The organism is Streptomyces roseofulvus (assembly GCF_039534915.1).
Classification (GTDB): domain Bacteria; phylum Actinomycetota; class Actinomycetes; order Streptomycetales; family Streptomycetaceae; genus Streptomyces; species Streptomyces roseofulvus.
The window spans coordinates 609,158-623,731 of sequence record NZ_BAAAWE010000001.1 but is presented as its reverse complement, the minus strand read 5'-3'; the positions used below and the strand labels follow the sequence as shown (position 1 = coordinate 623,731).

Below are 14,574 nucleotides of genomic sequence, written 5' to 3'. Positions count from 1 at the left end.
GGCTGCTGAGCGCCGCTCCTCCTGTGCCCCCGTGCCCTCCCGCGGCACCTCCCGGGTCTCCCCGTTCCCTCCGCCTTCCCTCCCGTTTCCCCGGCACCTCGCTCCCGCGTGCCGTCCCGCGCCCGCTCCCTCTCCCGGGGCGCGTCCCAGAACAGAAAGCCGCCCGACGAATGATGCCTTTGACGTACCTGTCGACCGAGCGCCGAAACGAGGACCTGACGTGACAGCGGCACGGATCACGGTCAACGGGCAGGACATGCCGGTAGCACCGGCCGCCCCCCACACCACCCTCCTCGACCTCCTGCGCGAACGCGGCCTCACCGGCACCAAGGAGGGCTGCGCCGAAGGCGAGTGCGGCGCCTGCGCGGTCCTGGTCGCCCGCCCCGGGACGCACGAGGCCACCGACTGGGTGGCCGTCAACGCCTGCCTCCTCCCGGCCGCTTCGCTCGACGGACAGGAGGTCGTCACCTCCGAAGGCCTCGCCCGCCCGGCGGGCGACGCCCACGCGCCGGCCGCGCTGCACCCGGTGCAGGAGGAGATGGCGGTCCGCGGCGGCTCCCAATGCGGGTATTGCACACCGGGGTTCGTCTGCAGCATGGCCGCCGAGTACTACCGCCCCGACCGCAGGCCGCACGCCGACCCCACCGATGCCGGCACCGACCCCGAGCACGGTCCGAACGGCTTCGACCTCCACGCGCTGAGCGGGAACCTGTGCCGCTGCACCGGCTACCGCCCCATCCGCGACGCCGCGTTCGCCGTCGGCATGCCCGCCGAGGACGACCCCCTGGCCCGGCGCCGCGAGCAGGCCCCGCCGGAAGCGGTGGCCACCGCGTACACCCGGGACGGCAGCACGTACCTGCGGAAGAGCACCCTGGACGAGACCCTGCGACTGCTGCGCGAGCGGCCCGACGCCGTGGTGGTCGCCGGCTCCACCGACTGGGGCGTCGAGGTCAACATCCGTTCCCGCCGGGCGGACTGCGTCGTCGCCGTCGACCGGCTGCCCGAACTCCGCGAGCTGCGCTTCGCGTCCGGCCACATCGAGATCGGGGCGGCGCTGACGCTCACCGAGATCGAGCGCCGCCTCGACGGAGCCGTCCCCCTCCTCGCCGAACTGTTCCCGCAGTTCGCGTCCCGGCTCATCCGCAACGGCGCGACCCTCGGCGGCAACCTGGGGACCGGATCCCCCATCGGGGACAGCCCGCCGGCCCTGCTCGCGCTGGAGGCGTCGGTGCTGCTCGCCGACGCCGACGGCGAGCGCGAGGTCCCGCTGGCGGAGTACTTCACCGGCTACCGGCAGAGCGTGCGCCGTCCCGGCGAGCTGATCCGCGCGGTGCGCGTCCCCCTGCCCCTCTCGCCGGTCACCGCCTTCCACAAGATCGCCAAGCGGCGCTTCGACGACATCTCCAGCGTCGCCGTCGCCTTCGCCCTCGACATCGAGGACGGGACCGTCCGCAAGGCCCGGATCGGCCTGGGCGGCGTTGCGGCCACCCCGATCCGCGCCCTCGCCACCGAGGCGGCCCTGGAGGGCCGGCCCTGGACGGCGGAGACCGCCGAGGCCGCGGCCGGGGTGCTGCGGACCGAGGGCACCCCCCTGGACGACCATCGCGCGAGCGCCGCCTACCGCGCCGAGATGCTCGGCCAGAGCCTGAGGAAGCTGTACGCGCGAACCACCGAGGCGGTGTCGTCATGAGCCAGTTGTCCGAACGCCCCGCGCACCCCGTCGTCGGCGTCTCCATGCCGCACGAGAGCGCCCACCTGCACGTCACGGGCGCCGCCCTCTACACCGACGACCTGGTGCACCGCACCAAGGACGTGCTGCACGCCCACCCCGTCCAGGTCATGACGGCCCACGCCAGGATCACCGCGCTGCGCACCGCGCCCGCGCTCGCCGTGCCCGGCGTGGTCCGCGTGCTGACCGGCGCCGACGTGCCCGGGGTCAACGACGCCGGGATGAAGCACGACGAACCGCTCTTCCCCGACGAGGTCATGTTCCACGGCCACGCGGTGGCCTGGGTGCTCGGCGAGACCCTGGAGGCGGCACGCCTCGGCGCGGAGGCCGTCGAGGTGGAACTCGACGAACTGCCCTCCGTCGTCTCCCTGCGGGACGCGATCGCGGCGGACAGCTTCCACGGTGCCCGCCCCGTGCTCCGCACCGGCGACGTCGACGCCGGCTTCGCCGACTCCGCGCACGTGTTCTCGGGCGAGTTCCACTTCTCCGACCAGGAACACTTCTACCTGGAGACGCACGCGGCACTGGCCCTCGTCGACGAGAACGGGCAGGTGTTCGTCCAGAGCAGCACCCAACACCCCTCCGAGACGCAGGAGATCGTCGCCCACGTCCTCGGCGTGCCCAGCCACGAGGTGACCGTGCAGTGCCTCCGGATGGGCGGCGGCTTCGGCGGCAAGGAGATGCAGCCGCACGGCTTCGCGGCCGTCGCCGCGCTCGGCGCCCGGCTGACCGGCCGGCCGGTCCGGGTCCGCCTCACCAGGACCCAGGACCTGACCATGTCCGGCAAGCGCCACGGCTTCCACGCCGAGTGGCGGATCGGCTTCGACGCCGACGGCCGCATCCAGGCCCTGGACGCCACCCTCACCGCGGACGGCGGCTGGAGCCTGGACCTCTCCGAGCCGGTGGTCGCCCGCGCGCTCTGCCACATCGACAACACCTACTGGATCCCGAACGCCCGGGTCACCGGCCGCATCGCCAGGACCCACAAGGTCTCCAACACCGCCTTCCGCGGCTTCGGCGGCCCCCAGGGCATGCTGGTGATCGAGGACATCCTGGGCAGGTGCGCCCCGCTGCTCGGCCTCGACCCCATGGAGCTGCGGGAGCGCAACTTCTACCGGCCCGGGCAGGGCCAGACGACACCGTACGGACAGCCGGTCACCCACCCCGAACGGATCACCGCCGTCTGGCGGCAGGTCCGGTCCGACGGCGACGTCGACCGCCGCCGGCGCGAGATCGCCGCGTTCAACGCAGCCCACCCGCACACCAAGCGCGGACTCGCGGTCACCGGCATCAAGTTCGGCATCTCGTTCAACCTCACCGCCTTCAACCAGGCGGGCGCGCTCGTGCTGATCTACAAGGACGGCTCGGTCCTGATCAACCACGGCGGCACCGAGATGGGACAGGGCCTCCACACCAAGATGCTGCAGGTGGCCGCCACCACCCTCGGCATCCCCCTGCACAAGGTCCGGCTCGCCCCGACCCGTACCGACAAGGTGCCCAACACCTCGGCCACCGCCGCCAGTTCCGGAGCGGACCTCAACGGCGCGGCGGTGAAGAACGCCTGCGAGCAGCTGCGCGACCGGCTGACGCGGGTCGCCGCCACCCGGCTGGGGGCGAACGCCTCCGACGTCCGCGTCGTCGACGGCGTCGCCCGCGTCCTCGGCCAGGACGAGGTGCTGGCCTGGGACGAACTGGTGCGCACCGCCTACTTCCAGCGGGTGCAGCTGTCGGCGGCCGGCTTCTACCGGACCGAGGGCCTGCACTGGGACGCCCGGACGTTCAGGGGCTCGCCGTTCAAGTACTTCTCCTACGGCGCCGCGGCGGCCGAGGTCGAGGTGGACGGCTTCACCGGCGCGTACCGCCTCCGACGGGTGGACATCGTGCACGACGTCGGCGACAGCCTCTCCCCGATGATCGACATCGGCCAGGTCGAAGGCGGCTTCGTGCAGGGCGCGGGCTGGCTGACGCTGGAGGACCTGCGCTGGGACACGAGTGACGGGCCCGGCCGCGGCCGGCTGCTGACCCAGGCGGCGAGCACGTACAAGCTGCCCAGCTTCTCCGAGATGCCCGAGGAGTTCCACGTCCGCCTCCTGGAGAACGCCACGGAGGAGGGCGCGGTCTACGGCTCCAAGGCCGTGGGCGAGCCTCCCCTGATGCTGGCCTTCTCGGTGCGCGAGGCGCTGCGGCAGGCCGCCGCGGCGTTCGGGCCCGCCGGAGCGAGCGTGGAACTCGCCTCGCCCGCCACTCCGGAGGCGGTGTACTGGGCGGTCCAGGAGGCCCGGGCGCGGACCACGGCCGACGTGTCGCACCGTGTCTGACATGACCTGGGTCACCGCGGTCGCGGGGCTGCGGGCACGCCGGGAGCCCGGCGTGCTCGTGACCGTCGCGACCGTACGCGGCCACGCCCCCCGCAAGGCCGGAGCGAAGCTCGTCGTGGGGCGGACCGGGACGTGGGGCTCGATCGGCGGCGGCAACGTCGAGGCCGTCGCCATCGACCGGGCCCGCGAGCTGATCGCCGCGTCCGCCGCCGAACCGGAGATGCTCGACTTCGCCCTGAACGACAAGGTGACCAACCGCCACGGCGTCCAGTGCTGCGGCGGCACCGTCTCGGTGCTGCTCGAACCCCTCCCGGTGGTACGGGCGGTGGCCGTCTTCGGCGTCGGACACGTCGGGATGGAACTGGCCCGCGTCCTCGCCCGCCAGGACCTCGACCTCCACCTGGTCGACAGCCGCGCCGAGGTCCTCGCCGAGGAGCGGCTCGCCGCCCTCGCGGACGCCGTCGCGCGGATCCGGGTGCACCACACGCCCCTGCTGCCCGAGGAGGTCATCGAACAGCTGCCGGACGGCACCCACGTCCTGATCATGACGCACGACCACGCCGAGGACGCCGCCCTGTGCGACGCGGCCCTGCGCGCACCCCACCTCGGCACGATCGGCCTGATCGGGTCGGCGGCCAAGTGGGCGCGCTTCCGCACCCGCCTCCTCACGGAGGGCGGCCACGACGAGGCCGCCGTCGACCGCATCAAGACCCCGATCGGTCTGCCCGGCATCACCGGCAAGGAACCCGCGACCATCGCGGTGAGCGTCGCCGCCGACCTGCTCCGCACCTTCGAGAAGGAGGGCGTCTGACCGCCGGACACGGACGACCGGCAACCGGACCCGCCGGCTCTCACCGGCGCGTCACGGCAGGGCGACCTCGCGGGCCCTGCCGATGCCGGCGCGCCGGGCCAGCCGGGTCATGGCCTGCGACATCCTCGACGGCATCGAGTCGGGCTCCGGGATGGTCACCGGCCGCTGGCGGCCGTTCTGGATCGCCGCGATCCGCCAGCCCTCCGGAGTGCGCACGCAGACGATGATCTGCCGCGACAGCCGGCGCTTCGGCAGGCTCCTGCGCCAGGGCATGAGCACCGAACCGTTGCCCACCAGGACGGCGACGGAGTCGGTGAGGAGGCGCAGCGACTCGATCTCGCCGACCATCGCGGAGCCGGCGATCACACCGCGGAACAGTTTGTCGTGGTTGTCCTGGAGGCGGGTGACGCCGGCCGCCCAGCTGCCGTCGTACGAGACGTAGTCGGCGTCCTCCGTGAAGAGGCGGCCGAACCCGACCGCGTCGCCCTCGGTCCAGGTCCTGCAGTACTCCGCGAAGAGGTCGCGGATCTCCCTCTCGTAGGTGTCCATGGCGTTCTCCTTCCCCCATTTTTATTTCGTTCGGCCGAACGAAATATATGGGGGGTGGAGGAGGCCGTCAAGGGAGCCAGGGGGCGGGACGAAACGAAGTGGCCCGCCGCGTACGCGGCGGGCCACTTCGATCGACTCCTGAGGGCTTACTTCACGCTGCTCACAGGCCCAGCGGCCGCTGCTCGGCCTCCGCGTCCGACGCCGGGGCGCTCGGGCCCCGGAAGCGGGCGAAGGCCTTGCCGAAGGACTTCCAGGGCGAGTCGTCCTGCTTCGCCGCCGCCGCCGGCGACGCCGGCCGGGCGCCCTCGCCGCCGGTCGCCGCGGCGAGGGCTTCGAGCGCCGCCTCGGCGGCCTCGCGGTACGCGTCGCAGGAGGTCGTCATGGCCTCCAGGGCCCTGGCGTACCGGGTGACCATGGCCTGCGCGTGGGCCAGTTCCTCGGCCGGAGTGAGCAGGTGCCAGCCTTGGCGCAGCCGGGTCAGGGCCTGTTCGGCATCGGCCGGCAGGGGCTGCGGCAGGGACGTGAACTCCTCGATCTTGCGGAGGAGTTCGGTGGGCTCCGTACCGTCCAGGAACACGTTGCGGACTGTGAAGCGCTCCGCGTCGTCGTCCGGGGACCGCGGTGCCGTCGGCAGGACGACGGCACCCCCGCGCGGCAGCCCCACCCCCAGCTCGCGCCTCAGCACGAAGTCGGCGATCAGGGCCTGCTCCGGCGTGGCCCGGTGCTCGACCACCCGGTGGCGCAGGCTCGGCGGCAGGAACGCCGTGACCGGCCGACGGCCCAGCGCGTCCGGCGTCATCGCCTCGTGCACGACGACATGGAGGAACCAGCTCTGCCGGGTACAGGCCCGCAGCAGGCGGCGCACCTCGTCGTCGTCCTTCGGCAGGTGGTTGGCCGCCCGCAGACGCGGACCGGGCACCGTGTCGTGGTCCCAGGCGACCTGCTCGCTGTCGGGCCAGAAGACGGTGGCCGGCGAGGGCCAGTTCGCGTCCCACGCCTGCTCGGCCTCGGCGGCCAGGACCCAGACGACGCCCTCGCGCTTCATCGCGCGGGACTCGGGATCGAACGTGGTCAGTTGGGCCCGCACCGTGACGTCGTCGGCCACGCGCCAGCGGGCCTCGAAGAGACGGCGGGCCGCCGGACCGGGGTCGGCGGACTCGTCCCGCGGGTACAGGTCGGTGGAGCGCGCCGCCTCGACGGGGTCGAGGTCCAGGAAGTCGTCGATCACCCGGGCCGCCTTGAGGGCGATCAGGTTGCGCCGGACGTCCTGCTCGGGCTCGGGCCCGAGGTGACGCCCGCGCCCGACCCAGGCGGTGTCGGGGACGGTGGTCGCTGCAGTCGTGTTCTTGGCCATGGAACCGTTCGGTGGGCGATGGCGATCAGGGCCTGACCAGTATGGTCCGCGGCCCGCGCAGGGGAAGAGGCAACCCGTCCTACGGCTCGACGGGTGAGCCGAACGAGGCTCCACCCGTACGTGCGGACGAGGCCGGCCGCCTCAGGGGTGCTCGGGCGGACCGCTTTCCCGGCCCTTCAGCAGGGCCTCCGCGGCGGCCGTCGCCACGACCTGGGCCACGGTGGACAGGGCGGGTGAGTCCAGTTTCCACTGCTGCCAGTACAGGGGGACGTCCATGGGCCGCCCCGGTGCCAGTTCCACCAGCCGGCCCGAGCGCAGCAGCGGTTCCGCCTGTGGCTCGGGGACCATGCCCCAGCCGAGGCCGAAGGCCACCGCGTCCCGGAAGCCGTCGGACGTGGGTACCAGGTGGCGCACCGGTCCCGCGCCCCAGCGGCCCCCGGTGAGCGACTGCACGAAGGCGTCCTGGAGGCGGTCGCGCCGGTCGAAGACCACCGTCGGGGCCTCGCGCAGCGCCTCCGGCAGGGGTCCGGCGAGGTGGGCGGCGGCGAAGGCGGGCGTGGCCGCCGCCCGGTAGCGGGCCAGGCCCAGCCGCCGCACCGTGCAGCCGGCCACCGGGTCGGGGGAGGACGTGACGGCCGCCATGACCTGCCCCTCGCGCAGCAGGGCGGTGGTGTGGGACTCGTCCTCGCGGTAGAGCTCGAAGCAGATCGGCGGGGACTGCGGGACCCGGGTGAGGGCGGGCAGGAACCAGGTGGCCAGGGAGTCCGCGTTCACCGCGATCGGGATCCGGACCGGACCCGGCTCGGCCGCCAGGCCCAGCTCGGCGCGGGCGTCCCGCTCCAGCCGGGCCAGCTGGCGGGCGAACCGCACCACGACCTCGCCGGACTCGGTGGGACGCACCGGCTTGGTCCGCATCAGCAGGACTCGGCCGGTGCGCTGCTCCAGCGCCTTGACGCGCTGGCTGACGGCGGACGGGGTCACGTGCAGGGCGGCGGCCGCTGCGTCGAAGGTGCCCTCGTCGACCACCGCCAGCAGCGTCCGGACCTGGTCCAGGGGAAGCTCTTCCATAAGTACGGCTAAGGGTACCTAAGAATCTTTAGCTGTACTCATCCGCGAACCCTTCCTACCGTCGTAGCCATGACCAGCAGCCTCCTCGCCGCCGTGCTCGCCGGATTCGGAACCGGCCTCTCCCTCATCGTCGCCATCGGCGCCCAGAACGCCTTTGTCCTGCGCCAGGGCGCCCGCCGCCACGCGGTCCTCGCGGTGGTCGCGATCTGCGCCGTGTCGGACGCGGTGCTGATCGCCCTCGGCGTGGCCGGGGTCGGCGCGGTCGTCACGGCGTGGCCGGCCGCGCTGACCGCCGTGGGCCTGGCGGGCGGGGCGTTCCTGCTCTGTTACGGCTTCCTCGCCGCCCGGCGGGTCGTGCGTCCCGACGCGACCGCCGCCCTGACCGCCGCGGGCCCGGACGCCGGCTCGGCCCGCCGGGCCGTCCTGACCTGCCTGGCGATGACCTGGCTGAACCCGCACGTGTACCTGGACACCGTCCTGCTCCTGGGCTCCCTCGCCTCCGACCGCGGTGACCTGCGCTGGGCCTTCGGCATCGGCGCGGCCCTCGCCAGCCTGACCTGGTTCTTCGCCCTGGGCTTCGGCGCCCGGCTGCTCAGCGGTCTCCTCTCCCGCCCGAAGGCGTGGCGCGTCCTGGACGGGCTGGTCGCGGCCACCATGCTGACCATGGGCGGCATGCTGGTGGCCGGCGCCTAGGTCGTTTCTTTCGGATCAGGCCGGATCAGGGAGCGGCGTCTGGTGCGTGCGCTCGCAAGGCGGAGGAGGGAGTGAACGCGGAGCGTTGGCGACCGACGACAACGCCGCGAGCGTGCGTGCCAGGCGTCGCGAGCCCGGCATGATCCGGAAGAGACGGCCTAGCCGCGCACGACCCGACGCTCGGACGGGCCGGGCCCGCTCGGATCAGACGGGCAGTCGCCAGATCTGGTTCGAGGTGGCGTTGCAGTCCCAGATCTGCACGACGTTGCCGTTGGTGGTGTCGTAGCCCCGGACGTCCAGGCAGCGGCCGGACTTCGTGTTGACGATCGCTCCGTCGCTCCGGACCGACCACTGCTGGGCGATGTTGCCGTTGCACGGGCCGGTGTGCACCTGGGTGCCGTTGCCGGTGCGGCCGTCCCAGATGTCCAGGCAGACGCCGACGGCGCGGATGGTGCCGTCGGCGCCGATCTTCCACCGCTGGTTGACGTTGCCGAGACAGTCCCAGATCTGGGTGGGCGTCTTGTTGGCCATGCTGCCGCCGCGCACGTCCAGGCACTTGCCCCCGAGGCCGGTGACCTGGCCGACCGGGCCGGCCGGGACGGGGGATCCGAACGCGACGCCGCCCGCCCACCACGTGCTCGTGCCGAAGCAGCTCGCCGAGTGGGTGGTGTCGCCGACGACCCAGCTGCTGAACGCCTGCGAGAAGACGTACGAGTTGGTGCTGAAGTCCCAGGCCATGCAGGTGCCGCTGACGGTCCAGGTCTGCATCGGGTCGAGGCCCGTGCAGGTGGCGGACATGCCGCCGTCGGTGCAGCTCCCGACACCGCCGGGGCCCGGGACGGTCGCCGCGGCCCCCGTCGTGACGGCGGGGTTCTCGGCGGCGTGGGCGCCGGGCGCGGTGAGCGCGGCGGCTCCGGCGAGCAGGGCGGTGGCTAAGAGCGCGACGATTCGGCGCATCGAGGGTCCTCACGGAGACGGGATACGCGTCCCCACGCCTGCCGAGCGGGCGTGGGGACGTCGTGACGGTTGTGCGGGTCACGTGAGAGCTTCGGGCGCGAGGTGAGCACGGTCAACAACGCGGGGTGGAGATCACGCCAGCGCCCGGTCCGCGGAGGGCGCCGGGGCGAGAGGGGCCGCCACCTGCGCGTCCGGCGCGGACGGCTGCCTTCCGCCCTCGCCGGTCCCGGATCCGGGACCGGCCGGGACGGAGAGGGATCCCCGTCCCGGCCGGGCCGTGCCGGGTCAGGCGCAGGCGCTCGCGTTGAGGGTGAAGGCCGTGGGGGAGGGGGTCGATCCGGTGTGGGTCCCCTGGACTCCGAAGCTCACGCTCGCGCCGGGCGCGATCGTCCGGTTCCAGTCCGTGCCGCGGGCGCTGACGGACGGGCCGCTCTGGGTGACGGTGGCGTTCCACGCGCTCGTGACGGTCTGGCCGGCCGCGTAGGTCCAGGCCAGCTGCCATCCGTCCACGGCCGCCGTGCCGGTGTTGCGGATGGTGACGTTCGCGGTGAAGCCGGTGTTCCAGGAGTTGGTCACGGTGTACGTCACCGCGCAGGTGGCGGCGGGCGGTTCGCCCCCGCCGCCGTCGGAGGTCCGCTCGGCGGCGTAGGCGGCGAGCCAGGCCAGCGGGGCGTTCCAGTTCACGGCGACTTCGTTGGTCGAGTACGAGTCGATGTGGTCGATGTAGCAGGCGGCCGGGGCGCAGCCGCGCAGCCGCTCCTGGGCCACCGGGTCCTGGAGCCCGCTGTTCGGACCGCCCGCCAGGGATCCCGCGGGCGGGTGCGGCAGGGAGGCGTCCAACTGGTGGGCCCAGAAGCGGTGGTGCTGGTTCTGCGCGGTCGCCTCGCCGTGGCCCGTCACGTACGACACGCCGAGGGCGTTGCGGCCCAGCAGGTAGTCCATGGTCTCCAGCGCGCCGGCGCGGTAGCGCGCGTCGCCCGTCAGCTCGCCGGCGACGGCCATGACGACGGCGTCGTTGGCGACCTCGCCGTTCGAGCCCCAGAAGTAGCCGTCCGCGGGGACGGGTACGGCGTAGCCCTGGGCGGCCATCCGGTTCAGGTAACCGTCGGCCGCGGCGGTCACCGAGGCGCGGACGCGGGCCACGTCGGAGGCGGGCAGGCCGGTGGGGACGGTGGCCAGGACGAGCCGGCCGAGGGCGGCGGTGTCCGCCCAGCCGAAGCCGTACGCGCTGAAGGCGTCGGCGGAGGTGTGCCAGGACGAGGAGGTGAGCGCGTCCCGGAAGGCGCTCTCGCCGGTGGCCGCGTACAGCTCGGCGGCCGCCCAGTAGAACTCGTCGGTGACCCGAGTGTCCTCGTAGGCGCCGCCTCCCGTGCTGTCCGAACTCGGCGCGTACATGGCCGGGTTGGCCCGGGCGGCGGTCCAGGCCCGGCGGGCGGCCGACAGACAGCGGTCGGCGTAGGCCGCGTCGTACGGCCGGTAGACCCGGGCGCACTGCGCGGCGGCGGCCGCGAGGTTGAGGGTCGCGGCCGTCGACGGGCGGTGGAGCTCGCGCGGCTGGGCGTCCTGGTCGGGGCGCAGCGGCATGCCGGTCCAGGCCGCGTCGTGGACCTTGTGGAACGCCATGCCGGCGTACGGCTTGCCCTCGGGCACCTGCATCCGCATGAGGAAGTCCAGCTCCCAGCGGGCCTCGTCGAGGACGTCGGGCACGCCGTTGCCGCGCTCGGGGACCCGGAGCGTGGAGTCGCCGAGCGCCGCGCCCTTGCCCGCCCGCTCGGCCCGCTCGAAGGAGTTGACCACCAGCCAGGTCGAGAGGCCGCCGTTCACGACGTACTTGCCGTGGTCGCCGGCGTCGTACCAGCCGCCCCTGACGTCCTGCGTGTAGTCGCACACGCCGGCCTGGCAGGGGACGGAGACGTCGCCCTTGTTGGGCGCGATGCCCAGGTGCCCGGCCGGGCGCGCGTAGGCGGAGCCGACCAGGGAGGCGTCGATCGCGATGCCGCTGCGCTGGTGGTGGAAGAAGGCCATCGCGTCGGAGCGCAGCGCGTCGTAGAGGTCCGCGCGGATGTCGAAGGGTGCGCTGCTGCTGCCGTCCACGGTCAGGACGTATCCGGTGCCCGTCGCCCGGTGCGCGGAGAAGTCGGCCACCTGGACGGACTGCCCGGAGGGGGCGTCCGCGCCGCGCGGGACCGTCGAGCCGGAGGCGACCACCGTCCCGGACGCGTTCCGCAGCTGCCAGCCGAGCGCCTGCGTCGCCGTGGTGACGACGGTGGCGCGCTTGGGTCCGTCGGGCAGGTAGCCGACCTGGTTGACGCGGACGGCCGTGGTCGCCGCCGCCGTCACGGCGGGGGAGCCCGCCGCCGTCGGTGCGGCCGCGAGGCCGCCGAGGAGGAGTGCGCCCGTGAGGAGCGCGGCGGATAACGAGGACGTGGTGGGGGGCATGTGCGGCTCCTGCGGGGTGTCGTGGACGTCAGCGGGACCGAGCGGGTGGCGCGCGAGCCGGTGGAGACAGAGATCCCGGCGGGGAGGTGGGAGCGCTCCCAAAGGGTGCCGTGCCCCACCGAGGCCGTAAGGTCGGGGATCTGGAGCGGAGATTAGTGACGCCCGCCGTCCACCGTCAACGGTCGTGACGGCGGCGGCGTGCACGAGGCCGCACGTGCTCCGGTCCCGGGCGGGCGGGAGCCCGCCCGGGACCGGGCGCGGGAGGAGCGGACGTCAGCGGTTGAAGGTCAGCCGCGGTGCCGCGTTGCGGGCCAGGGTGTGGGCCTGGTCGGGCCACCAGGTGCCGGCGGGCGGGTCGACGATGCCGTACTCGGGGTCGATCGTGCCGCCGGTGTTGCGCGTGCAGCTGCCGTCGGACTCGCCGGGGATCTTGATCCACAGATAGGCGTCGACGAGCGGGACACCGGTGTCGGCGGTCGGGCGCGGGCCGAGGCCGCGGCCGGGCGCGTTGCACCAGATCTCCGGGTCGCCGGTGTACTTGCCGGGCTCCGGGGTCCAGGCGCCCAGGCCGTTGCGGCTGGTGTCGATGACGAAGTGCTCCAGCGCGTCGGCCGGCGGGGTCCCCATGGCCTGGTCGTACCAGGCGTCGGTCCAGCGCCAGGTGGCGGGGTCGGCGGAGTCGACGGCGTTGCCGGGGGCGCCGTCGTTGGGAGCGGCGGCCGAGTAGTACTGGGTGGCGCACCAGTCGGTGTGGCCGCGGGCGTGCTCGGGCCCCTCGGTGGCGTACCACATGCACTGGGCGATCCAGGTGCCGTAGCGCGCGTTGTGGTCGGTGGGGTGGGTGTTGGAGACGTTGAGGGCGAAGCCGTCGCCGTCCCCGACGCCGGCGTCGAGCAGGCGCCGCGCCATCTCGCCGACGGGTCGCCACAGGACGTTGCCCGCGTCGAGGTAGACCGCGGTGCGGGCCTTGGACTTGAGGGTCCTGACGGCGTAGGCGAGGTCGGCGACGCGGGTCGTCGTGAGCTCGCCGGTCGGGTCGACGTCCGGCCCGCAGTCGTTCGGGAGGAGCGCCAGGCCGTCGGGCTCGACCACGACGACGGCCTTGCTGTCGCCGATGCCGGCGGCGAAGGCGTCGATCCACTGCCGGTAGGCGGCGGAGGAGGCGGCGCCGCCGCTGGAGTACTGGGAGCAGTCGCGGCCCGGGACGTTGTACGCGACCAGGACGGGGGTGCGGTTCACCACGCGGGCCTCGCGGACGAGGCCCCTCACCTTGGCCCGGACCTCGTCGGGCGTGCCCTCGGTGAACCACTCGGCCTGCGGCCAGCTCGCGAGCCGGGCCATGTTCACCGCGTTGGTGAGGTCGCCCTTCCGGAGGTCGGTGAGCGCCTGCTCGGCGGCCTTGCTCTCCGGGTCCACGTAGAACCGGGTGGTCGGGGTGAGCGGGTCCGTGGCGGGTGCGGCCTGCGCCTGTCCCTGCGTCGCGGTGAGGGCGGCGCAGGCCGCGAGTGCCGCGAGGGCGGCGGTCGCACGGCGCCGTAGGGTGCGTGGCTTCATGGGGGCTCCTGGTCGGAGGGGCGGGGGTGGTACCTGTGGCCCGGTCGCGGGGCGGCGGTGCCCGGGCCACAGGAGTCGGATGTCAGTAGCCGTAGATCATCTTGTAGGCGACCTCCGGGAGGAACTGGCCGGCCGTGGAGCCGGTCCCGACGCCGCAGTTGCCGTCGGACTCGCCGGGGGCCTTGATCCACAGCAGCATCTCGGCGCCGCCGCCCAGCCGGGTGGGCGTGCCGATGCGGCGGCCGGCCGCGTTGCACCACTCGCCGTTGGAGCCGTTGCCGTTGCGGCTGGTGTCGACGACGAACGGCTTGGTGTAGCCGTAGCGGGCGGCCAGTTCGCTGTTGACGGCGTTGCCGTAGGCGGTGTTCTGGGTGGTGGTGTAGTAGTTCGAGATGTTGAGGGAGAAGCCGTGCGCCTGCCGGAGTCCGGCGTCGTGGAGGCGCTGGGCCATGGCCGCCGCGCTGATCCAGCCGGGGTTGCCGGCGTCGAGGTAGACCCAGGTGTTGGGGGCCTGGCGGTTGAACTCGGCGACGGCGCCGCTGATCATGCCCTGGCGTTCGCGGATCTGGGTCGGGTTCAGGCAGCCGTAGTCCGCGAGGGAGTCGGGTTCGAGGAGGACGACGGCCGGGCGGTTGGCGACCCCGCCGGCGAACTGGGCGATCCAGGTCGCGTAGGCGGAGGGCGACGAGGCTCCGCCGCCGGAGTGCCCGCCGCACGAGTCGCGGAGGTGGATGTTGTACGCGACCAGGACGGGCAGCTTGTCCTGCTGGTCCGCCGCGCCGACGTACGCGCCGGTCGCGGTGCCGATGGTGCCGCTCCAGGAGCCGAACCAGCGGGCCATCGGCGTGTTGGCGAGGGAGGTGTTGATCGCGGGGGCGCGTCCGTCGCCGGGGTTGGCGGCGACCCACTTCTTCGCGCTGGAGTCGGGGTCCACGTAGAACCCGCTGGTCATGGTGGTGGGGTCCGCCGCGTGGGCGGACGGGGCGAGGGTGAGCGCCAACGGCAGCGCGGAGAGGGCTGCGACGAGGGCGCGGATTCGGCGGCGCATGGCTGTACCTCGGTTTCCTGACGGCGGACGCGTCGCACCGCTCTCGTCCCGAGC

Annotated in this window: 11 protein-coding genes; 4 read left to right on the top strand and 7 right to left on the bottom strand. The window is 73.6% G+C overall.

Annotation, left to right across the window (positions count from 1 at the left end; translation table 11 throughout):
* Positions 1 to 220 precede the first annotated feature (220 nt).
* The 3 genes from ABFY03_RS02985 to xdhC are packed head-to-tail and all read left to right on the top strand — an operon-like array spanning position 221 to position 4,858.
* Positions 221 to 1,690, top strand: a complete 1,470-nt coding sequence (locus ABFY03_RS02985) for a xanthine dehydrogenase small subunit (RefSeq protein WP_346169071.1) — start codon at positions 221 to 223, stop codon at positions 1,688 to 1,690.
* On the top strand, positions 1,687 to 4,047 hold the full coding sequence (gene xdhB, locus ABFY03_RS02980; protein ID WP_346169070.1) for a xanthine dehydrogenase molybdopterin binding subunit: 2,361 nt from the start codon (positions 1,687 to 1,689) through the stop codon (positions 4,045 to 4,047). Before ABFY03_RS02985 ends, xdhB begins: the two co-directional genes overlap by 4 nt.
* 1 nt (position 4,048) lies before the next feature.
* Entirely contained in the window at positions 4,049 to 4,858 is an 810-nt protein-coding gene (gene xdhC, locus ABFY03_RS02975; RefSeq protein WP_319012460.1) for a xanthine dehydrogenase accessory protein XdhC, read from the top strand.
* A gap of 51 nt (positions 4,859 to 4,909) precedes the next feature.
* On the opposite strand, the gene ABFY03_RS02970 is transcribed toward xdhC, so the two are convergent.
* The 3 genes from ABFY03_RS02970 to ABFY03_RS02960 all read right to left on the bottom strand — a co-directional run bounded on the left by ABFY03_RS02970 (position 4,910) and on the right by ABFY03_RS02960 (position 7,829).
* Complete coding sequence (locus ABFY03_RS02970) at positions 4,910 to 5,407, bottom strand: SgcJ/EcaC family oxidoreductase (RefSeq protein ID WP_319012459.1); 498 nt, start codon at positions 5,405 to 5,407, stop codon at positions 4,910 to 4,912.
* Between the two features lie 160 nt (positions 5,408 to 5,567).
* Positions 5,568 to 6,761: a hypothetical protein gene (locus ABFY03_RS02965; RefSeq protein ID WP_346169069.1), complete on the bottom strand. Its 1,194-nt coding sequence runs from the start codon at positions 6,759 to 6,761 to the stop codon at positions 5,568 to 5,570.
* Positions 6,762 to 6,902: 141 nt separating this feature from the next.
* The gene (locus ABFY03_RS02960; RefSeq protein WP_346169068.1) at positions 6,903 to 7,829 is read right to left on the bottom strand and encodes a LysR family transcriptional regulator ArgP; all 927 of its coding nucleotides are present in this window, start codon (positions 7,827 to 7,829) and stop codon (positions 6,903 to 6,905) included.
* Positions 7,830 to 7,898: 69 nt separating this feature from the next.
* On the opposite strand from ABFY03_RS02960, the gene ABFY03_RS02955 reads away from it, so the two are divergent.
* Complete coding sequence (locus tag ABFY03_RS02955) at positions 7,899 to 8,522, top strand: LysE/ArgO family amino acid transporter (protein ID WP_319007324.1); 624 nt, start codon at positions 7,899 to 7,901, stop codon at positions 8,520 to 8,522.
* 204 nt (positions 8,523 to 8,726) lie between these two features.
* On the opposite strand, the gene ABFY03_RS02950 is transcribed toward ABFY03_RS02955, so the two are convergent.
* The 4 genes from ABFY03_RS02950 to ABFY03_RS02935 all read right to left on the bottom strand — a co-directional run bounded on the left by ABFY03_RS02950 (position 8,727) and on the right by ABFY03_RS02935 (position 14,520).
* The gene (locus tag ABFY03_RS02950) at positions 8,727 to 9,479 is read right to left on the bottom strand and encodes an RICIN domain-containing protein (RefSeq protein WP_346169067.1); all 753 of its coding nucleotides are present in this window, start codon (positions 9,477 to 9,479) and stop codon (positions 8,727 to 8,729) included.
* A gap of 285 nt (positions 9,480 to 9,764) precedes the next feature.
* Entirely contained in the window at positions 9,765 to 11,918 is a 2,154-nt protein-coding gene (locus ABFY03_RS02945; RefSeq protein WP_346169066.1) for a glycoside hydrolase family 9 protein, read from the bottom strand.
* A 273-nt stretch (positions 11,919 to 12,191) separates the two neighbouring features.
* Positions 12,192 to 13,472, bottom strand: coding sequence for a glycoside hydrolase family 6 protein (locus ABFY03_RS02940; RefSeq protein WP_346169065.1), 1,281 nt, complete (start codon positions 13,470 to 13,472; stop codon positions 12,192 to 12,194).
* A gap of 82 nt (positions 13,473 to 13,554) precedes the next feature.
* Complete coding sequence (locus tag ABFY03_RS02935; protein WP_319013361.1) at positions 13,555 to 14,520, bottom strand: glycoside hydrolase family 6 protein; 966 nt, start codon at positions 14,518 to 14,520, stop codon at positions 13,555 to 13,557.
* Between the last annotated feature and the right edge of the window lie 54 nt (positions 14,521 to 14,574).